The sequence below is a fragment of the Streptomyces sp. NPDC059373 genome, from assembly GCF_042751495.1.
Taxonomy (GTDB): domain Bacteria; phylum Actinomycetota; class Actinomycetes; order Streptomycetales; family Streptomycetaceae; genus Actinacidiphila.
The window spans coordinates 1-20,483 of the sequence record NZ_JBHYXC010000020.1 but is presented as its reverse complement, the minus strand read 5'-3'; the positions used below and the strand labels follow the sequence as shown (position 1 = coordinate 20,483).

Here is a 20,483-nt window from a genome sequence, read left to right as displayed (position 1 = left end):
CGCACGTCCGGGGTCCAGGGGCAGCGCCCCCGGTTCGTGCCGGAGCGGCGGCGTCAGCCGGTGAAGTGGCGCTCGAGGCCGTCCCAGACGGCGTCGTAGCCGGGCTGGAGGTGCGCCGCGCTCATCGCGTAAGCGGTCGGCACGACCGGCCACCGCGTCTCGAACATGAAAGCCAGCCCGTCATCGACCTTCTGCGGCCGCAGTTCCGCCCCGCTGGCCCTGTCGAAGGTCACCCGGTCCGGGCCGTGCGCGGACATCATGTTGTGGAGGGAGGCCCCGCCCGGGACGAAGCCCTCCGCCTTCGCGTCGTACGCACCCTCGATGAGGCCCATGAACTCGGTCATCACGTTCCGGTGGAAGTAGGGCGGCCGGAAGGTGTCCTCGCCGACCAGCCAGCGCGGGGCGAAGACGACGAAGTCCACGTCGGGAGCCGCGAGCACGGTGTAGAGGGACGGGTCGGGGTGGTCGTAGCTGACCGTGCCGAGGACGTTGAAGCGGCGCAGGTCGTAGACGTACGGGACATGGGTGCCGTGCCAGGCGACGACGTCCAGCGGGGAGTGGTCGTAGGTCGCCGCCCACAGGTTGCCGCCGAACTTGGTGATGACCTCGACCGGCTCGTCGCGGTCCTCGTACGCGGCGACGGGGGCGAGGAAGTCCCGGGCGTTCGCGAGGCCGTTGGCGCCGATGGGGCCGAGGTCGGGCAGCCGGAAGGGCGGTCCGTAGTTCTCGCAGACGTAGCCGCGCGCCCCGTCGGCGGCCCGGCGCAGCTCGACGCGGAAGCGGAGGCCGCGCGGGACGAGGGCGACGTGGCCGGGCTCGACGCCGAGGAGGCCCAGTTCGGTGCGGAGGAGGAGCGCGCCGTGCTCGGGGACGATCAGGAGTTCGCCGTCGGAGGAGGAGAAGACCCGGTCGTCCATGGAGCGGTTGGCGGCGTACCAGTGGATGCCGATGCCCTCGCGGCGCAGCACGTCGCCGTTGCCGCCGACGGTGACCAGGCCGTCGACGAAGTCGGTGCCGGTGTCGCCGCCGGGCAGCGGGAGCGGGCCCCAGCGCAGCCGGTTGGGGTCGGGCTCGGTGTCGCGGAAGGGGGCGCTGCGCAGCCGCCCGTTGGCGGTGCGGCGGAAGGGCGGGTGGGCGGCGGAGGGGCGGATGCGGTAGAGCCAGGTGCGGCGGCCGAGGTGGCGGGCCTCGGTGAAGCCGGTGCCGCTGAGCTGCTCGGCGTACAGGCCGAGCGGGGCCCGCTGCGGGGAGTTGCGGCCCACCGGGAGGGCGCCCGGCACGGCCTCGCTGACGTGCTCGTTCCCGAAGCCGGGGGAGTACGCGAGGTCCTTGCTGTCGGTGCCGTCGCTCATCACGCGCTCCCGCCGGTCGTGGGGTCCGTCCCGTTCCTATGGTCGACCATGGGAATGAGCGGAGCGAGGCGTCAATACCGACGTGCGCGAATCCAGGAACCGGGAACCGGGGGAGCCGGCCGTGCCCGGGACGGCATGATGGGGCCGTGCACGCCGCCTCCGGTCTCCGCCGCGCCCCTGTCCAGCGACGCAGCGCCGAGCGCCTGGGCCGTATTCTCGACGCCGCCGCCACGCTGCTCGACGAGGGCGGTTACGAGGAGCTGAGCACCCGCACGGTCGCCGCCCGCGCGGGCGTCCCGATCGGCTCCGTCTACCGCTTCTTCTCCAACAAGCGGGCCATGGCCGACGCCCTGGCCCGCCGCAATCTCGACGAGTACGTCATCCGGGTCTCCGCCCGCCTCGCGAAGCCGGCTGCCGACCCCGGCTGGCGGTCCGCGATCGACATCGTGATCGACGAGTACCTCGCCATGAAGCGCACCGTCCCCGGCTTCGCGCTCGTCGACTTCGGCATCCCCGTCCCCGACGCCCGCGGCGCCGCGAACAACCGGGTCGCCGACCGACTCCGGGCCCTGCTCGCCGTCCACCTGGGCCTGGACCCCGGCGACCGGGGGCTCGCGCTGGTGTTCACGGTCGGCGTCGAGGCCGCTGACGCGCTGCTCCAGCTCGCGTTCCGTACGGACCCTGCCGGTGACCCGCTGGTCGTCGCCGAGACCAAGGCCCTGCTGCACGCCTACCTCGCCCGGACACTGGACGGAGCGGGGACCGAAGCGGGAACAGCTGACGGCTGACAGCATCCCTACCGGTCGGTATGGTGGGTCCCGATTGCTGGAAGCGTCACCCCCGGGAGGGCCGATGAGCCGCACCGCCCTGCGTGTCTGCCCACTGTGCGAGGCCACCTGCGGTCTCACGCTCACCATCGACGAGGGGGGCAGGGTCACCCAGGCGCGCGGTGACCGCGAGGACGTCTTCAGCGCGGGATTCATCTGCCCGAAGGGCGCCACCTTCGGCGAGCTCGACTCCGATCCGGACCGGCTGAGCCGCCCGCTCGTGCGGCGCGGCGGCAAGCTGGTCGAGGCGAGCTGGCAGGAGGCGTACGAAGCCGTGGCGGCCGGCCTCGGCACGGTGATCCGCGAACACGGCGGTGAGTCGGTCGCGGTCTACCTCGGCAACCCGAACGTCCACACCGTCGCCGGCGGCCTCTACCCGCCGCTGATCATCCGGGCGCTGGGCACCCGCAACATCTACGCGGCCAGCACCCTCGACCAGATGCCCAAGCAGGTCGCCTGCGGCTATCTCTTCGGCCACGCCTTCGCGATCCCCGTCCCCGACCTGGACCGCACCGACCACCTGGTCGTCATCGGTGCCAACCCCATGGTCTCCAACGGGAGTCTGGCCACCGCCGCCGACTTCCCCGGCAAGCTCAGGGCGCTGCGCAAGCGCGGCGGCCGGCTCACCGTCATCGACCCCAAGCGCACCCGCACCGCCGACCTGGCCGACCGCCACCTCGCCCCCCGGCCCGGCACGGACGCGGCGCTGCTCTTCGCCCTCGTCCAGGTGCTGTTCGACGAGGGCCTGGTCGACCTCGGCGGGCTGGCCGACCACATCACGGGCGTGGACGACGTACGGGCTCTCGCCGCCGACTTCACCCCCGAGGCGGTCGCCGCGCACTGCGGCGTACCCGCCGAAGAAATCCGCGCCCTCGCCCGGGAGATCGCCGCCGCGCCCTCGGCCGCGGTGTACGGCCGGATAGGCAGCACGACCGTCGAATTCGGCACCCTGAGCAGCTGGCTGATCGACGTCATCAACGCCCTCACCGGCAATCTGGACCGGGCCGGCGGCGTCATGTTCCCGCTCTCGCCCACCGCCCGCGCTCCCCGGCCGGCCAAGCCCGGCCGCGGCTTCGTCACGGGCCGCTGGCGCAGCCGGGTCGCAGGCCACCCCGAGACCGTCTCCGAGCTGCCGGCCGCCGCCCTCGCCGAGGAGATCGACACCCCGGGCGCCGGGCGGGTCCGCGCCCTGATCACCGTCGCCGGGAACCCGGTGCTGTCCGCGCCGGACGGCGAGCGGCTGTCCCGCGCGCTCGACGACGACCTCGACTTCATGGTCAGCGTCGACCCGTACCTCAACGAGACCTCACGGCACGCCGACGTGGTCCTGCCCCCGCCGCCGCCCTCGCAGAGCGCCCACTTCGACTTCGCGTTCACCAACTTCTCCGTACGCGACAACGCCCGCTTCTCCCCGCCCGCCGTCCCGCTCGCCGACGGCCGCCCCGGCGAGGCCGAGATCCTCGCCCGCCTCGTCACGATCCTCTACGGTGCCGGACCCGACGCCGACCCGTCGGTGGTGGACGAGCAGGTCATCGCCGCGACGCTGGCCAAGGAGACCGCCGACCCGCACTCCCCGGTCGCCGGCCGCGAGGTCGCCGAACTGACCGCGCTCCTCACCGGCGGCACCGGCTACGAGCGGCGCATCGACATGATGCTGCGCCTCGGCCCGTACGGCGACGCCTTCGGCACCGACACCGGCACCGGCCGTCACAGCCTGACGCTGGAGCGGCTGCGCGAGCACCCCCACGGCATCGACCTCGGCGCCCTGAAGCCGCGCATCCCCGAGGTCCTGCGTACGGCCTCCGGCAAGGTCGAGCTGGCGCCCGGGCCGATCGTGGCCGACGTGCCCCGGCTGCGGCGCTCCCTCGACCGCAGCGCGGACGGGTTCGTCCTCATCGGCCGCCGCCACCTGCGCTCCAACAACAGCTGGATGCACAACGTCCCGGCGCTCACCGGCGGCACCAACCGCTGCACCCTCCAGATCCACCCCGACGACGCCGCCCGCCTCGGCCTCACCGACGCCGACCCCGCCCGCATCAAGGGCCCCGGCGGTGAACTCGAGGTCCCGGTCGAAATCACCGACTCCCTCCGCCCCGGTGTCGTCTCCCTGCCCCACGGCTGGGGTCACGACCGCGCCGGCGCCCACCTCACCACCGCCTCCCTCCGCCCCGGCGTCAACGTCAACCAGCTCCTGGACGGCTCGCTGCTCGATCCCCTGTCGGGCACGGCCGTCCTCAACGGCTTCCCGGTCCAGGTCACCGCGACCTCACGACTCTGACCCGCCTCCCCGGCATCCTGGGAGTGGTGCGCCACCACGCCGACGCCCTGGATGATTTGGTCAAGTGATGCGAAGGGTAGGCGTAGGCCTTGCCCTGCGCCGGACGCCGAGCAGGCCCTCGCCCGCTAAAACTATCGGTGCTAGTTTGAGGGTGCATGCGCAGCGCACGTACCCGGGAGGACACGACGTGAAGGCTCACGACGCCATGTACATCGACGGCGCGTGGCGGCTCGCCGCCGGCACGGACACGATCGCCGTGGTGAACCCCGCCGACGAGCAGGTGATCGCCTCTGTGCCGGCCGGGACGGAGGCGGATGTCGACGCCGCCGTGCGCGGGGCCAGGGCCGCGTTTCCCGGGTGGGCGGCGACGGCGCCCGCCGAACGTGCGGCGCGGCTCACCGCGCTGCGGGACGCGCTCGCCGCACGGCGGGAGGAGATCGCGGAGACGGTCACGGCGGAGCTGGGGTCGCCGCTTCCGTTCAGCCAGGCGGTCCACGCGGACGTCCCGATCGCGGTGGCGGGCTCGTACGCCACGATCCTCGCCACGCACGCCTTCGAGGAGAAGGTGGGCAACTCGACCGTCCACCACGAACCCGTCGGGGTGGTCGGCGCGATCACGCCCTGGAACTACCCCCTGCACCAGATCGTCGCGAAGGTCGCCCCAGCCCTGGCCGCAGGCTGCACGGTGGTTCTCAAGCCCGCCGAGGACACCCCGCTCGTGGCGCAGCTCTTCGCGGAGGCGATCGACGAGGCGGGCTTCCCGGCGGGGACGTTCAACCTCGTCACGGGCCTCGGGCCGGTCGCGGGACAGGCGCTGGCCGAGCACGCGGACGTGGACCTGGTCTCCTTCACCGGCTCGACCGCCGTCGGCCGCCGGATCGCCGCGACCGCCGGCGCGGCCGTCAAACGCGTCGCCCTCGAACTGGGCGGCAAGTCGGCCAACGTCATCCTGCCCAGCGCGGACCTGGCCCGCGCGGTCAATGTCGGCGTCGCGAACGTCATGTCCAACTCGGGCCAGACCTGCAGCGCCTGGACCCGCATGCTGGTCCACCGCGACCAGTACGACGAGGCCGTGGCCCTCGCCACCGCCGCCGCGGCCAAGTACGTTCCCGGCGGCCGCATCGGCCCGCTGGTCAACGCCAAGCAACAGGCCCGCGTACGCGGCTACATCGAGCAGGGCGTCAAGGAGGGCGCGCGCCTGGTCGCGGGCGGACCCGAGGCACCGCTCGACAAGGGCTACTACGTCGCCGCCACCGTCTTCGCCGACGTCACCCCGGACATGACCCTCGCCCAGGAGGAGATCTTCGGCCCGGTGCTGTCCATCCTCCGCTACGAGGACGAGGCCGACGCCCTCCGCATCGCCAACGGCACCGTCTACGGCCTGGCCGGCGCCGTGTGGGCCGGCGACCAGGACGAGGCCGTGGCCTTCGCCCGCCGGATGGACACCGGGCAGGTCGACATCAACGGCGGCCGCTTCAACCCGCTCGCCCCCTTCGGCGGCTACAAGCAGTCCGGCTTCGGGCGCGAACTGGGCGCGCACGGCCTGGCCGAGTACCTGCACACCAAGTCGCTGCAGTTCTGACCGCAGTTCTGACCGCAACCCGCAGGAGAGCCACCGTGACCCGCGCCGCCGTACTGCCCGCCGTCAAAGCCCCGCTGACCATCGCGGACATCGACGTCCCCGAGCCCGGCCCCGGCCAGGTCAAGGTCCGCCTGGCCGCAGCGGGGGTGTGCCACTCCGACCTGTCGCTGTCCAACGGCACCCTGAAGCAGCCCGTGCCCGCCGTCCTCGGCCACGAGGGCGCCGGCACGGTCACCGCGGTCGGCGAGGGCGTGACGGCGGTGGCGCCCGGCGACCGTGTGGTCCTCAACTGGGCGCCCTCCTGCGGCGACTGCCACTTCTGCGGCCTCGCCGAGCCCTGGCTGTGCGCCAACGCGGGCGCCGCCGCCACCGCCCCCTACGCCCGCCTCACCGCCGACGGCAGCGAGCTCTACCCCGGCCTGGGCACCGCCGCCTTCGCCGAGGAGACCGTCGTCTCCGCCCACGCCGTCCTCCCGCTCCCCGACGGCGTCCCGCTCACCGAGGCCGCCCTCCTCGGCTGCGCCGTCCTGACCGGATACGGCGCCGTCCACCACTCCGCCGCCGTGCGCCCCGGCGAGTCCGTCGCCGTCTTCGGGGTGGGCGGGGTGGGCCTGTCGGTGCTGCAGTCCGCCCGGATCGCCGGCGCCGGCACCATCGTCGCCGTCGATGTCTCCCCGGCCAAGGAGGAGTTGGCCCGCGCGGCCGGCGCCACCGAGTTCATCACCGCCTCCGACGACACCGCCAAGCAGATCCGCAAGCTCACCGGCGGCTACGGGACGGACGTGGCCATCGAGTGCGTCGGCCGCGCCGACACCATCCGTACGGCCTGGTCCGCCACCCGGCGCGGCGGCCGCACCACCGTCGTCGGCATCGGCGGCAAGGACCAGCAGGTCACCTTCTCCGCCCTGGAACTCTTCTACTTCGGCCGTACGCTCTCGGGCTGCGTCTACGGCAACAGCGACCCGGCGAAGGACCTCCCGGTCCTGGCCGAGCACGTCCGCGCGGGCCGCCTCGACCTGTCGGCGATGGTCACCGAGCGTATCGGCCTCGACGGCATCCCCGGCGCCTTCGAGGCGATGCTCGCCGGGCGCGGCGGCCGGGCCCTGGTCATCTTCTGACCGGCGGGTATGGCTGAGGCCGATCTCTGTCATGCCGACGCAGAATCTGTGCATCTCCGTCTACGCCTTTTGACCGTCGTCACCGACTGCTTCACTCATGTTCGCTCAGATGGCTGCTCAACAGGGGCAAAGATGCCCCCAACCAGGGTGAGGCATGACATGACGCTTATAACGCGACGTTCGGTTCTCGTTGCGGGGGCCGCGACCGGCGCCACCATGCTGTGGTCGCCGGTCACCACCGCCGGCGCGACGACGGTCAGGAAGATCACGGTGGCGGCGGGGGAGACCAAGGAGATCTCCGCGACCACCCGGGCGAACATCCTCGTGATCGAGGAGGGCGGCACCATCACCGCCCCCGACGGATACCGCCTGTCACTGACCGTCAACGGGGTCGAAACGGGTGGGGTGATCACCGAGACCGGTGGCACGACCCCGACGATCGCGGCAGGCACGTACCGGGGGGACATCGTCCTCACCGTGGCCGAGTCCAACGACATCACGTACACCCTGGTCTTCCCCTTCCGCCAGGCCCTCTACGTCAACGCGGACGGCGTGGACAAGGCGAAGTCCGTCCTCGCGGCCGTCGTCGGCGGCCGGCTGACCGACACGTACGCCAAGAACATCCGGCTCACCTCCACCGGAGAGGCCTTCAACGGCCTGTACGCCGACGGGGGTTCCTACACGCTGGACCACCCGACGATCGCCTTCACCGGCAACGGCCGTTCCGACTTCATCGGTTACGGCGCGAGCATCGTCGGCACCGGCGGCACCACGCTGGTCGTGGACGGCGCCGACATCAACAACAAGGGCGCGGTCCGCACCGCCGTCATCGCCGACGGCGGCAGCAACGTCATCGTCAAGAACTCCACGATCCGGACCAAGAACGGGACCCTGCCGTCCGACTACCAGTCGACGGTCAACACGCCCTACATGGAGGACGCGCCCTGGATGCTCGGCATCTCGGGCAACAACCGCGCCACCAACCTGCTCGGCACCGAGACCAAGGCGACCTACATCAACTCGTCCATCTTCTCCGAGGGATGGGGCGCCCTCTCGGTCGACAACGGCTCCAACGGCCAGCTCACTGCCATCAACTGCCACGCCGGCAACACCGGTGAGGACGGCTACGCCTCGTACGCCATCGGCAACGCCACCGAGCGGTTCCTCGGCTCGCGGCTCGACGTGGGCACGTACGCGCTGATCAACCGCGGCGGCGCCGTCTACTACGCCGACAGCGACCGCGACACCGTCGCGCAGCTCAACGAGGACCTCGAACTCGGGCTGAGCGCCGGGGAGCTGGCCGCCATCACCCCCCGACCGACGGTCATCAACTCGAAGCGCTGGGGCTTCATGTGGCACGGCGCCGGCTCCGTGGACATCAGCGGCGGCACCGTCGTCAACACCGAGAACGCCACCTTCCTCGACAAGGGCCAGCAGGTCACGGTCACCGTCGACGGCTCCAAGGGCGCGAAGCTCAACCCGGGGAACGGCATCCTCTTCCAGGTCATGGCCGACGACGACCCGGGACCGGTGATGGTCGACGGCGTGCTGCTGAACGCGGGCGTCTACACCGAGCCCACCGGCGACCCGGCGAAGGACAGCAGCTTCGACGTCACCGCCGTCAACACCGCCGACGCGAAGGCCACCTTCACCGACATCGCCCTCAACGGCGACTTCTACAACGCCATCAGGAACGGCAAGAACCTGGTCCTCACCTTCGACAACTCCACCGTCAACGGCGTGATCACCGCCTCCTCGGCCGTCCACTCCCAGAGCACCATCACCTCGGCCGACTACAAGCTGCTCGGCGAGGTCACCAACACCCCGAAGGCCGCCATCAACAACGGCGTGATCGTCACCCTCGGGAGTGGCTCCGAGTGGACCGTGACCGGCACCTCCTACCTCACCAAGCTGGTCATCGACTCCGCCGCCGCCGTCACCGCTCCGCGCGGCCGTAAGGTGTCCCTGACGGTCGACGGCACCGCCACGGCCATCACGGCGGGCAGCACGTACAGTGGCGCGATCGTCCTGTCGGTGAAGTAGCCGCGCGCGCGACCAGCGCCCGCCAACGAGCCGGGGCCCGTGCCACAACGCTGTGGCACGGGCCCCTTCGCGCGCTCTGGCCGTTACCGCTCAGTAGTGCGAGGATCTGGGCGACGAAGCGGTCAGGAATCAGGACGGGACGGGTAGACGCATGGCGGAGCTGCACGATCTGACGGCTGTGGAGCAGGCGGAGGCGATCCGGAAGGGGACGGTCTCACCGACCGAGCTGACCGAGCACTACCTGAGCCGCATCGACCGGCTCAACGAGACCGTCGGTGCGTTCATCACCGTCACCGCCGCGATCGCCCGCAAGCAGGCCGCCGACGCCGAGGCGGAAGTCCTCGCCGCCCGCCGCGAAGGGCGGGAGCTCTCGCCGCTGCACGGCGTGCCCGTCCCGGTGAAGGACCTCAACTTCACGGCGGGCGTACGTACCACCCTCGGCTCGGCCGCCTACGCCGACCACGTGCCGGACTCCGACGACCACGTCGTCGTCAAGCTCCGCGAGGCCGGCACCATCCTGCTCGGCAAGACCAACACCCCCGAGTTCGGGCTCCCCTGCTACACCGAGAACCGCCTCGCCCCGCCCGCCCGCACCCCCTGGGACCTCGACCGCTCGGCGGGCGGCTCCAGCGGCGGCGCGGCGGCGGCCGTCTCGTCCGGCCTCGCGCCCATCGCCCACGCCAGCGACGGCGGCGGCTCCATCCGCATCCCGGCCTCCGTCTGCGGCCTGTTCGGCATCAAGCCGAGCCGCGGCCGGGTCAGCCCCGGTCCCGTCACCCACGACGTCACCGGCCTCAGCACCAGCGGCCCCCTCGCCCGCACCGTCGCCGACGCCGCCACCCTGCTCGACGTCATGTCCGGTACGGTCCCGGGCGCCCCCTACGCCGCTCCCTCGCTCCCGCCGGGGGAGACCTTCGCCTCGTACGCCGCCCGCGAACCGGCCGCGCTGCGGGTGGTCGGGCTCCCGCAGCCACCGGTGCCGGGTGTGGAACTGCACGCGGACGTCCGGGCTGCGTACGACGGGACGGTGGAGCTGCTGCGCGAGCTGGGCCACGTCGTCGACGAGATCGAGCTCCCCGTCGACGACGCCCTGCTCACCGCCTTCACCCGGGTCTGGAGCGTGATGTCCACCTCCTACCCCATCGCGCCCGAGCAGCAGGACCTGCTCATCCCCCTCACCCGCCATCTGCGCGCCGAGGGCGCCAAGGTGTCCGGGCCGGAATTCGCCGAATCCCTCTACGCCTTCCGGGCGCTCGGCGAGCTGATCGCCGCCGCGCTGCACTCCTCGTACGACGTGATCCTCACCCCCACCCTCGCCCAGCCCCCCGCACTCCTCGGCGCCCTGCGCAACGACGACGACCCCGCCGCCGAGTTCGCCGGCCTCGCCGCCTTCACCCCCTTCACCCCCATCTTCAACGCCACCGGCCAGCCCTCCGTCAACGTCCCCCTCCACTGGACCGAGGCCGGCCTCCCCATCGGCACCATGTTCGGCGCCCGCTACGGCGACGAGGCCACCCTCATCTCCCTCTCCGCCCAGCTCGAGGCCGCCCGCCCCTGGGCCGGCCGCAAGCCGTCACTGTGGTGACCGCTCCTGCGAGCAGTCCTATTTTTGATGCCGCCCTCGCGGGCGCTTCGCTTGCTTCGGGCGGCTGCGCCGGACTCCGTCCGTCGTGCCGGGGGCGCCGCACCTGGGCCGGCTGCAGGCCGTCACTGTGGTGACCGCTCCTGCGAGCATTCCGGTGAGACGAGCAGCCGCCGTGCTCCGGGGCCCTGGGCTCCCAAACGGTCGTCGGGGTTGGACAACTTGCAGCGTTGGAGGGAGAGGCAGCCGCAGCCGATGCAGTCGTCGAGGTTGTCGCGGAGCTGGGTGAGTTCGGTGATGCGGGCGTCGAGCTGGGCTCGCCAGTCCTCGGAGAGGCGGGCCCAGTCCTGGGGGGTGGGGGTGCGGCCGTCGGGGAGGCCGTCGAGGGCTTCGCGGATGGTGGCGAGGGGCATGCCGACGCGTTGGGCGGCCCGGATGAAGGCGATGCGGCGGAGGGTGTCGCGGGTGTAGCGGCGCTGGTTGCCGGTGGTGCGGGTGCTGGTGATGAGGCCTTTGGCCTCGTAGAAGTGCAGGGCGGAGACGGCGGCGCCGCTGCGCTCGCTGAGCATGCCGACGGTCAGCAGCCGGTGTGCGATCGGGATGGACGACATCTTCTGGACTCTACCGAGGCGGCTATGCTGAGCAAGCGCTTAGACACCTACGGGAGGTACGACATGTCGCAGGGCAGGACCTTCGCTTCGCCGGACGAGCTGCGGGCCGCAGTCGGCGAGGAACTCGGTACGACGGACTGGCTGGAGGTCGACCAGAAGCGGATCGACCTGTTCGCTGAGGCGACCGGGGACCACCAGTGGATCCACGTCGACCCGGAGAAGGCCGCGCAGGGGCCCTTCGGCACGACGATCGCGCACGGCTATCTGACGCTGTCGCTGATCCCGCAGTTCACCGCCGGCCTGCTCAAGGTCGAGGGCGTGAAGATGGGCGTCAACTACGGCGTGAACAAGGTCCGCTTCCCGTCCCCCGTGCCGGTCGGGTCGCGGCTGCGCGCTTCCTCGCGGATCGCCGAGCTGACCGACGTACCGGGTGGCATCCAGCTGGTCACCGTCGTCACCATCGAGCGCGAGGGCGGCGACAAGCCGGTCTGCGTTGCGGAGACCGTCGCCCGCTTCTACCTCTGAGTGCTACCGCTGCGCCAGCACCATGCGCAGGACGAGGTCGGCGTACAGCTCGCCGATCTCGTCCGGCGTCCGGCGGCCGTCCGGATTGAACCAGCGTGCCACGTCGATACAGAGCGACAGCACGGCCAGCGTCGTGCCGGAGACGTCCGGCACGTCGAATTCCCCGCTCTTCACGCCGTCCTGGATGACCGACCGGATGACGGCCTCGCTCTGCCGGCGCAGCCCCACGATCTCCGCGTAGTGCTCGGTGCTGAGCGCGTCCAGCTCGTACTGCACCACCCGGCCGGTGGTGTGGTGCTCCGCGTGCCAGCGGACGAAGGACCGCACGGCCGCCGCCAGCCGCTCGGCGGGGGTGCCGCCGGTGTTGGCGGCGTCCTGGAGCAGGCCGAGGGAGAGCCGGTGGCCGACGCCGCTGATCTGGTAGAGCAGCTCTTCCTTGGTCTTGTAGTGGATGTAGAGCGCGGCCGGGCTCATCCCGGCCCGGCTCGCGATGTCGCGGGTGGTGGTGGCGTGGTAGCCGCGCTCGGCGAAGGCCTCGACCGCGGCGAGCACCAGCCGCCTGGCGGCGTCAGGGGTGATGCCGGTCCATGTCGTGGTCGCGGTCTGCTCCGCCTCGGCGCTCATGGCGGACACCCTACAACGACACTGAGCAAGCGCTTAGATACCAGCCGGTCGGTCAGAACGCGGAAACCCCGGTCACCGACCGCCCGATCAGCAGCTTCTGGATCTGGCTGGTGCCCTCGTACAGCGTCATGACGCGGGCGTCGCGCAGCAGCTTCCCGACTGGGTATTCATCGATATATCCATAGCCGCCGAAGACCTGCAGCGCGTTGTTGGCGCTGCGCACCGCCGCCTCGCTCGCGTACAGCTTGGCCACCGACGACTCCGTCGCGAAGGGCTGACCCCGGTCGATCAGGTCCGCCACCCGCCAGGTCAGCAGCCGGGCCGCGTCCACGTCGACCGCGATGTCGGCGATCAGCTCCTGTACGAGCTGGTGCGCGGCGATCGGCTTGCCGAACTGCTCGCGCTCGCCCGCGTACCGTACGGCCGCGTCCAGGCAGGCCTGCGCGATGCCGACGCAGCCGGCCGCCACCGACATGCGGCCCTTGGCCAGTGCCGACATGGCGACCGAGAAGCCCTTGCCCTCCGGTGCGATCATCGCCGAGGCCGGGACGCGTACGTCCGCCAGCACCAGCTCGGCCGTGGCCTGGCCGCGCAGGCCCAGCTTGCCGTGGATCTCGCGGCGGGTGAGGCCGGGGGAGTCGGTGGGGACCAGGAAGGCGCTGACGCCCTTGTGGCCCGGGGTGTCGTTGGTGCGGGCGAAGAGGAGTACGACATCGGCCCAGGTGCCGTTGGTGATGAACATCTTGGTGCCGTTGATCAGGTAGTCGCCGCCGTCGCGCACCGCGCGGGTCGTGAGATTCCCGGCGTCCGAGCCGGTGCCGGGCTCGGTCAGGCCGAAGCAGCCGACCGCCTCGCCGGAGGTCAGCACCGGGAGCCACGCGCGCTTCTGCTCCTCGCTGCCCCAGGCGGCTATCGACTTGGCGACCAGCCCCAGGGATACGGAGACGATGCCGCGCACGGAGGAGTCGCCGCGCCCCAGCTCCTCGGTGACCAGGCAGTACGCGAGGTGGTCGCCGCCCGAGCCGCCGTACTCCTCGGCGATGGTCAGCCCCAGGAAGCCCAGCGCGCCCAGCTTCTTCACGATCCCGCGGTCCACGCTCTCGGCGCGGTCCCACTCCGTGGCGTGCGGGACGACCTCGCGGTCGGTGAAGTCGGCGGCGAGCCGGCGGACCGCGGCCTGTTCCTCGGACAGCGCGAGGTCCATGGGGGGATCACGCCCTTCGTAAATTAGCACTGCTAGTTTCTGCTTGGCAGCCTCTACTATGAGCCGCATGGCCCGCCCCCGCAAGCCCCTGCTGAGCCGCGAGCGCATCGTCTCCACAGCCCTTGCCCTCGCCGACGAAGAGGGGCCGCAAGCGGTCTCCACCCGCCGGCTCGCCGCCGAGCTCGGGGTCAGCGGCCCCTCCCTCTACAACCACTTCCGTACCAAGGACGAGATCCTCGACGCCGTCGCCGACACCGTCGTGTCGCAGGTCGACCTGTCGATGTTCGCCGGCGACCGGGACTGGCGCGACGCCCTCACCGCCTGGGCCCGCTCCTACCGAGCGGCCCTCGCCGCCCACCCCAACATCGTCCCGTTCCTCGCCCAGGGCCCCGGCCGCCGCCCCGCCGGCCTCCGCATGGCCGACGCCGTCTTCGGCGGCATGGTCGACGCCGGCTGGCCCCCGGCCCACGCCACCCGCATCGGCGCCCTGATGCGCTACTTCGTCACCGGGTCCGCCCTCGGCTCCTTCGCCCGTGGCTTCGTCGACGACGCCACCGCCTACGACCCGGCCGACTACCCCCACCTCGGCCAAGCCCATCTTCTGGCCGAGCGGCAGCAATCCGTGGACGAGGGCGCCTTCGACACCGGCCTCCGCGCGCTGGTCGACGGCCTCGCCGTGCAGTTCGCCGCCCTGGCCGGAGTCGAGGGCGGGCCTCCCGCCTGAGGCGAGCGCCGACGAGGCGACGGCGACGGTGTTTGCGAGCGCGGTCAACGCAGAGCGAACTGCCCGGAGTTGTGGGCTTCCGCCAGGGCCCGCTCGGTGAGGACGGGGACCGGGACCACGATGCCGCAGCCCGCGCAGACCGGGCCGGAGGCGGGTTCGTGGGCGAGGTCGTGGCGCCAGCGGATGTGGGAGTCGGCGCAGACGGGGCACGTGGCGCCGGGGGCGGTCCGGATCGCGGCGATAATGCGGCGCAGGACGTCCGCGAGCCGGTCGGAGGGGTGGATGGCGGGATCGTCGCACCAGGCGACGCCGTTGCCGCCCCAGGTGTGGCGGTGCCAGTCGTCGAGGGCGCCGGGCTGCCGCATGCCGTAGAACTTCTCCTCCTTGCGGCGGGCGGCGAAGTCGGCTTCGTAGGCGAGCCAGACCGCGCGGGCCTCCTCCAACTCATCGAGGGCGGCGACAAGAAGCGCGGGGTCGGGTTCACGGTCCTGGGGGCAGAAGCCGGCCCGGGTGCAGAGGTGGTCCCAGGTGGCCCGGTGGCCGTAGGGGGCGAATCGTTCGAGGCATCGGCGCAGGTAGGTGCGCCGCTGGGTGGGGGTGCGCCGTGGATCGCGCACCTGTCTCGCGAGACTTCGGAATTTGGCCATGGCACGCCACCTCCGTCATCGGTACCGCATCGCTGTGGAATGGACGTAACGAACCGCGATACGGATCCATCCCCGGACCGAACTCACCATGATCTTGCGCCCGTCGCGAAAACGTGACGCATGTTCACCTTACCGAGCGGTCATACCGTCGGTAACGTCAGCCGCATTGGCCTTCGGGAGGAGCAGCTATGCGTCTTCGTATCGGCAAGCTCAGAACCATCACAGGCGCCGCGATCATCGCTCTCGGCGCGGCCCTCGTCTCCCCGTTACCGCAGCAGGCCCACGCCGCCACGGTCACCGACTACTGCCAGTCGCAGTGCTCCGACATCCTGCCGCCCGGAGAGAACGGCAACGCCACGTTCGCCCAGGTCCTCCTCAACCAGGTGTTCGGCACCCAGCCCGACCACGCCGAGGACCAGCTCGCCCCGTACAGCAACCTGGCCTCGGGCTATCAGTCCCTGACCACCTCGACGATCAACAGCTTCTTCAACGACGGGTCCCTCGGGGTCGCGTCCGGCCAGGTCGCGTCCACCGAGTCCCCCGGGGGCCGCACCGACGTCACGATCGTCCGCGACACGAAGGCCGGCATACCGCACATCACCGGCACCACCCGCTACGGCACGGAGTACGGAGCCGGTTACGCCGCCGCCGAGGACCGCCTGTGGCTCATGGACGTCTTCCGGCACGTCGGACGCGGCCAGCTGACCCCCTTCGCGGGCGGTGCGGCGTCCAACCAGGGCCTTGAGCAGGAGTTCTGGCGCAGCGCCCCCTACAGCGAAGCGGAACTCCAGTCCCAGATCGACTACATCGCCAACAACAACGGCACGCGCGGCACCCAGGCCCTGGCCGACGCCACCGCCTACATCGCGGGCATCAACGCTTATATCGACGCTTCCGACAGCGGCCGTTACTTCCCCGGTGAGTACGTCCTGACCGGCCACAAGGACTCCGTCACCAACGCGGGGACCATCGACCACTTCAAGCTCACCGACCTGGTCGCCCTCGCCTCCGTCATCGGCGTGCTCTTCGGCACCGGCGGCGGTGGCGAGGTGAACAACGCGCTCTCCCTCCTTGCCGCCCAGGAGCAGTACGGCACCACCGAGGGCACCAAGGTCTGGGAGTCCTTCCGCGAGCGCAACGACCCCGAGGCCACCCTCACGGTCCACAACGGCGAGAGCTTCCCGTACGCCACCAAGCCCGCCACCGCCGCCGGCGAGGCCCTGCCCGACTCCGGCTCGGTGACCGAGGAGCCGCTCGTCTACGACCGCACCGGCAGCGCCGCCACCGCCTCGGCGAGCACCGCCTCCGCAACGGCGGCGGCCACCACCCTCACCTCGGCCAGACGCGGCATGTCCAACGCCCTCGTCGTCAGCGGCAAGTACACCGCCAGCGGCCACCCGGTCGCCGTCTTCGGCCCGCAAACCGGCTATTTCGCGCCACAGCTGCTCCTGCTCCAGGAGATCGAGGGCCCGGGCATCAGCGCCCGCGGCGCCTCCTTCGCGGGTCTGAGCATGTACGTCGAGCTGGGCCGCGGCCAGGACTACGCCTGGAGCGCCACTACCTCGGGCCAGGACGTCGTGGACTCGTACGCCGTGGAGCTGTGCCAGGACGACTACCACTACCTCTTCCACGGCACCTGCACCGCCATGGACAAGATCGAGCAGACCAACTCCTGGGTCCCCACCGTCGCCGACGGCACCGCCGCCGGCTCGTACCGAATGCAGGTCTACAAGACCAAGTACGGTCCCGTGGAGTACCGGGCGACCGTGGGCGGCAAGAAGGTCGCGTACACGACCCTGCGCACCTCCTACATGCACGAGGCCGACTCGGTCATCGGCTTCCAGATGCTCAACGACCCCGACTACGTGACGAGTCCGGCCACCTTCCAGGCCGCCGCCTCGCACATCGACTACACCTTCAACTGGTTCTACGCCGACTCCACCCACACGGCCTACTACAACAGTGGCAACAACCCGGTACGCGCCACCGGCGTCGACACCGAGTTCCCGGTCTGGGCGCAGTCCGCGTACGACTGGCAGAACTGGAACCCGACGACGAACACCCCCGACTACACCCCGGCCTCCGCCCATCCGAACTCCGTCGACCAGGACTACTACATCTCCTGGAACAACAAACTGGCCAAGGACTACACCAACGCGAGCTGGGGCGACGGCTCCGTACACCGCGGCGACCTCCTCGAGGACCGGGTCAAGGCCCTCGTCAAGGCCGGCGGCGTCACCCGCGTCAAGCTCGTCCAGGCCATGGAGGACGCGGCCCTGACCGATCTACGGGCCGAGGACGTCCTGCCCGAACTGCTCAAGGTCATCAAGACCCAGACCGTCACCGACTCCACCCTCGCCACCGCCGTCACCCAGCTCTCCGACTGGGTCACAGCAGGCGGCAAACGCAAGGAGACCTCGTCCGGCTCCCATACGTACGCCAACGCCACCGCGATCCAGATCCTCGACGCCTGGTGGCCACTGCTCGTCCAGGCCGAGTTCGAACCCGGCCTCGGCAGCGACCTGTACGAGGCGATGACGGCCAACCTCTCCGTCGACGAAGCCCCCTCGGCCGGACACGGGCCCACCGGCTCGCACGCCGGCAGCTCCTTCCAGTACGGCTGGTGGAGCTATGTCGACAAGGACATCCGCTCCGTCCTCGGTGAAACCGTCAACGGCGGTCTGGCGAACAGCTACTGCGGCGGCGGAACCGTGTCCGCCTGCCGCGACGTCCTGCTCACCAGCCTGAAGACCGCCGTCGCCAAGACCGCCGCCCAGGTCTACCCCGGCGATGACTTCTGCTCCGCCGGTGACCAGTGGTGTGCCGACTCCATCAACCAGCGCGCGCTGGGCGGCATCAAGCACAGCAAGATCACCTGGCAGAACCGCCCCACCTACCAGCAAGTCGTCGAATTCCCCTCCCACCGCTGACCGGCTCCGCCGGGTTGTCCCCGCCCACCCTCCCCCAGCCGAAGACTGGGGGAGGGTGGGCACAACCCGGCAGTTGTGTCGGGGTCCAGGGGCAGCGCCCCTGGTTTCGGGAAGGGGCGGGGTGGGGGAACCAGCTCCCGGGCGGCGCCCCCGGCGTCAGCCCAGCAGGCGTCCCGCCCGGAGCACGACCCGGGCCAGCTCGTCGTGGCAGATGTCGCTGTGGGCACCGGACGGCGGCCCCCCGCTCCGTACGACCTCCGACGCGTCGACGCTCACGCACCCGCTCCCCGGAAACGCCCCGCGCAGCGCCTCGGCCAGCAGCAACCGCTCGCAGGGCTCGACGGCCTGGATGCCGTCGTGCCCCATGGCCCCCCAACGGTCGCCGAGTTCGAAGATGCTGCGGGAGTCACCGGCGAGCTTCGAGGCGAGTGGATACATGGTCCCGAGCGCGCTGTCGTGGCTGGAGTAGCAGGACACCACGGGCCCGTCGACCCGCCCTTGCGCGTCGTGCAGAGCGCCGCCGTGCGCGCGGTCGAACGGCAGTTGTCCGGCGAAGGCGTAGTGCGAGAAGGCCCCCTGCAGCAGCGTCACCGACTTCACGTTCCGCACGCCCTCCGGCAGCCCGAGCAGGGCGTAGGAGACGAGACGGCCCCCGAAGCTGTGCCCGACCAGGTGGATGCGGATGCCGGGGTGGGCGGCGGCGAGCACGCCGAGCGCGGGGCCGAGGCCGTTCGCGCCGACGGTGCCGGCGCGGCGCTTCATGGCGAAGTACGTGGCCTGGCGCAGCAGTTCGTGCGCGCCGTTCCAGAGCCGCTTGCGCAGATCGTCGAGAAGGCCGGGGGCCGGGGCCGCCGTCTCCTCCAGCGCGGCGGCGAACACCTCGCACACCGCCACCGAGTCGTCCACGAGCATCGCGGGCGCGTCAGCGGCGCGCGCGTCGATCCCGGTGAGCCGCCGCACCAGCTCGGCGTAGTCCGCGAAGCGGGCGTCCTCGTCAGGCCGTTCCTCCAGCAGATCGGCCAGCTCCCGTACGACGGCCTCCCGGCCCGGGAAGACCTCGGCCAGGGCCGCCTGCGTCGCCTGGTCCAGCGTCGATGGGACGACGCCCGCCGCCACGGCCGCGGGCCCGAAGTCGGGGATCGGCTCGTCCGAGAAGCGCATGGACGGCCACAGCACGCCCACGTAACCCACTCTGACGCCGGGCGTGCCACCCCGCAGCAGCCCGGGGAAGGGCTTGAAGAAGTGCGAGTAGAGCCGGGTTGCGCCGGAGCGGTCGCTGTTCCAGCCGTGCGAGAAGACGACGAGGTCGGTGGTCTTCTCCGTCCCGAGCCCCGCCACCAGGCTGTCGCGCTGAGCGGTGTCGACGTCCCCGTCGGCATCGAAGGTCAGCTCCCAGTAAGGCCTCACGCTGATGCCCGTCATGGGGCGCATCATCCCAACGGGGCATGGTTACGGCCATAGGCCGCGCATGCGTATTTTCCGGCGGACCGGCGAGCGCCCCTTCCGCCGTTCTGACCAACCGCTTAGTATGTCGGAAGACCGAGACGCGGGACACGAAGGAGTGGACACGATGGTGGCAGCGTTGCGAGACGCCCGGGTGGTCATCACCGGAGCGGGAGGCGGTATCGGTGCCGCCCTCGCCCGCCGTTTCGCCGGTGAGGGCGCGCGCGTCGTCGTCAACGACATCGACGAGGGCGCCGCCAAGGCCGTGGCGGACGAGATCGGCGGGATCGCGGTCCCCGGTGACGCCTCAGGCATCGTGGCCGAGGCCCGGGCCGCGCTCGGCGGCGGCATCGACATCTTCTGCGCCAACGCGGGCGTCGGCAGCATGGCCGGCGTCGAGGCCGAGGACGCCGTCTGGAACCACGTCTGGGACGTCAATGTCATGGCCCACGTGCGCGCGAGCCGCGAGCTGCTGCCGGAGTGGCTGGAGCGCGACGGCGGCCGCTTCATCGCCACCGTCTCCGCGGCCGGGCTGCTCACCATGCCGGGCGACGCCCCGTACTCGGTGACCAAGCACGCCGCCCTCGCCTTCGCCGAATGGCTCGCGGTCACCTACAAGCACCGCGGCATCCACGTCCACGCCGTCTGCCCGCAGGGCGTACGCACCGACATGCTGCGCGGGGCCGGTGAGGCCGGCGAACTCGTCCTGGCCCCCACCGCCATCGAGCCGGAGGATGTCGCCGAGGCGGTCATGCGGGGCATCGCCGACGAGCGCTTCCTGATCCTCCCGCACCCCGAGGCCGCCGACTACTACGTCGCCCGCGCCACCGACACCGACCGCTGGATCGGCGGCATGAACCGCGTGCAGCGGCAGCTGGAGGGTAGCTAGGGCCTGTCCTGTGGATCTCCGCGGCGTCGCGTGCCCTGGCACTGGGGGCACCTCCCAGCCCCCAGGGCTGGGGGAGCTCGCGGCGTTGTCGTCAGTCAACGACG

At 71.4% G+C, this 20,483-nt stretch carries 16 protein-coding genes; 10 read left to right on the top strand and 6 right to left on the bottom strand.

Annotated elements, in window-relative coordinates:
- Window positions 1-53 precede the first annotated feature (53 nt).
- The gene (gene hmgA, locus ACFXJ5_RS24700) at window positions 54-1,352 is read right to left on the bottom strand and encodes a homogentisate 1,2-dioxygenase (RefSeq protein WP_384634928.1); all 1,299 of its coding nucleotides are present in this window, start codon (window positions 1,350-1,352) and stop codon (window positions 54-56) included.
- Between the two features lie 146 nt (window positions 1,353-1,498).
- On the opposite strand from hmgA, the gene ACFXJ5_RS24695 reads away from it, so the two are divergent.
- The 6 genes from ACFXJ5_RS24695 (at window position 1,499) to ACFXJ5_RS24670 (ending at window position 10,785) form a co-directional block, all read left to right on the top strand.
- The gene (locus tag ACFXJ5_RS24695; RefSeq protein ID WP_384634925.1) at window positions 1,499-2,140 is read left to right on the top strand and encodes a TetR/AcrR family transcriptional regulator; all 642 of its coding nucleotides are present in this window, start codon (window positions 1,499-1,501) and stop codon (window positions 2,138-2,140) included.
- Window positions 2,141-2,204: 64 nt separating this feature from the next.
- Window positions 2,205-4,457, top strand: coding sequence for a molybdopterin oxidoreductase family protein (locus ACFXJ5_RS24690; RefSeq protein WP_384634922.1), 2,253 nt, complete (start codon window positions 2,205-2,207; stop codon window positions 4,455-4,457).
- Between the two features lie 187 nt (window positions 4,458-4,644).
- Complete coding sequence (locus ACFXJ5_RS24685; RefSeq protein WP_384634919.1) at window positions 4,645-6,039, top strand: aldehyde dehydrogenase family protein; 1,395 nt, start codon at window positions 4,645-4,647, stop codon at window positions 6,037-6,039.
- 35 nt (window positions 6,040-6,074) lie between these two features.
- On the top strand, window positions 6,075-7,157 hold the full coding sequence (locus tag ACFXJ5_RS24680) for a Zn-dependent alcohol dehydrogenase (protein ID WP_384634916.1): 1,083 nt from the start codon (window positions 6,075-6,077) through the stop codon (window positions 7,155-7,157).
- 159 nt (window positions 7,158-7,316) lie between these two features.
- Entirely contained in the window at window positions 7,317-9,200 is a 1,884-nt protein-coding gene (locus tag ACFXJ5_RS24675; protein ID WP_384634913.1) for a hypothetical protein, read from the top strand.
- Between the two features lie 151 nt (window positions 9,201-9,351).
- Window positions 9,352-10,785, top strand: a complete 1,434-nt coding sequence (locus tag ACFXJ5_RS24670) for an amidase (protein WP_384634910.1) — start codon at window positions 9,352-9,354, stop codon at window positions 10,783-10,785.
- 122 nt (window positions 10,786-10,907) lie between these two features.
- On the opposite strand, the gene soxR is transcribed toward ACFXJ5_RS24670, so the two are convergent.
- On the bottom strand, window positions 10,908-11,393 hold the full coding sequence (soxR, locus tag ACFXJ5_RS24665; RefSeq protein WP_384634907.1) for a redox-sensitive transcriptional activator SoxR: 486 nt from the start codon (window positions 11,391-11,393) through the stop codon (window positions 10,908-10,910).
- Window positions 11,394-11,456: 63 nt separating this feature from the next.
- Between soxR and ACFXJ5_RS24660 the strand changes: the two genes are divergently transcribed.
- Window positions 11,457-11,918 carry a MaoC family dehydratase gene (locus ACFXJ5_RS24660; RefSeq protein ID WP_127360680.1) on the top strand — a complete coding sequence of 154 codons (462 nt, stop codon included), beginning with the start codon at window positions 11,457-11,459 and terminating at the stop codon, window positions 11,916-11,918.
- Between the two features lie 3 nt (window positions 11,919-11,921).
- On the opposite strand, the gene ACFXJ5_RS24655 is transcribed toward ACFXJ5_RS24660, so the two are convergent.
- Both ACFXJ5_RS24655 and ACFXJ5_RS24650 read right to left on the bottom strand, forming a co-directional pair.
- Entirely contained in the window at window positions 11,922-12,542 is a 621-nt protein-coding gene (locus ACFXJ5_RS24655) for a TetR/AcrR family transcriptional regulator (RefSeq protein WP_384634905.1), read from the bottom strand.
- 52 nt (window positions 12,543-12,594) lie between these two features.
- Window positions 12,595-13,746, bottom strand: coding sequence for an acyl-CoA dehydrogenase family protein (locus ACFXJ5_RS24650; protein ID WP_384634902.1), 1,152 nt, complete (start codon window positions 13,744-13,746; stop codon window positions 12,595-12,597).
- A 67-nt stretch (window positions 13,747-13,813) separates the two neighbouring features.
- Between ACFXJ5_RS24650 and ACFXJ5_RS24645 the strand changes: the two genes are divergently transcribed.
- Entirely contained in the window at window positions 13,814-14,470 is a 657-nt protein-coding gene (locus ACFXJ5_RS24645) for a TetR/AcrR family transcriptional regulator (RefSeq protein ID WP_384634899.1), read from the top strand.
- Window positions 14,471-14,514: 44 nt separating this feature from the next.
- Here the strand turns inward: ACFXJ5_RS24645 and ACFXJ5_RS24640 are convergent, their stop codons facing one another.
- The gene (locus tag ACFXJ5_RS24640) at window positions 14,515-15,117 is read right to left on the bottom strand and encodes a hypothetical protein (RefSeq protein ID WP_384634896.1); all 603 of its coding nucleotides are present in this window, start codon (window positions 15,115-15,117) and stop codon (window positions 14,515-14,517) included.
- A 188-nt stretch (window positions 15,118-15,305) separates the two neighbouring features.
- Between ACFXJ5_RS24640 and ACFXJ5_RS24635 the strand changes: the two genes are divergently transcribed.
- A complete protein-coding gene (locus tag ACFXJ5_RS24635) occupies window positions 15,306-18,047 on the top strand; it encodes a penicillin acylase family protein (RefSeq protein WP_384634893.1) in 2,742 nt (913 codons plus the stop codon).
- Between the two features lie 156 nt (window positions 18,048-18,203).
- Here ACFXJ5_RS24635 and ACFXJ5_RS24630 read toward each other — a convergent pair whose 3' ends face one another.
- Window positions 18,204-19,469 (bottom strand): serine-threonine protein kinase, encoded by a 1,266-nt coding sequence (locus tag ACFXJ5_RS24630; RefSeq protein ID WP_384634891.1) that lies wholly within the window; start codon window positions 19,467-19,469, stop codon window positions 18,204-18,206.
- A gap of 148 nt (window positions 19,470-19,617) precedes the next feature.
- Here ACFXJ5_RS24630 and ACFXJ5_RS24625 point away from each other — a divergent pair, with 148 nt between their 5' ends.
- Window positions 19,618-20,379: an SDR family oxidoreductase gene (locus ACFXJ5_RS24625; RefSeq protein WP_384634889.1), complete on the top strand. Its 762-nt coding sequence runs from the start codon at window positions 19,618-19,620 to the stop codon at window positions 20,377-20,379.
- Window positions 20,380-20,483: the final 104 nt, after the last annotated feature.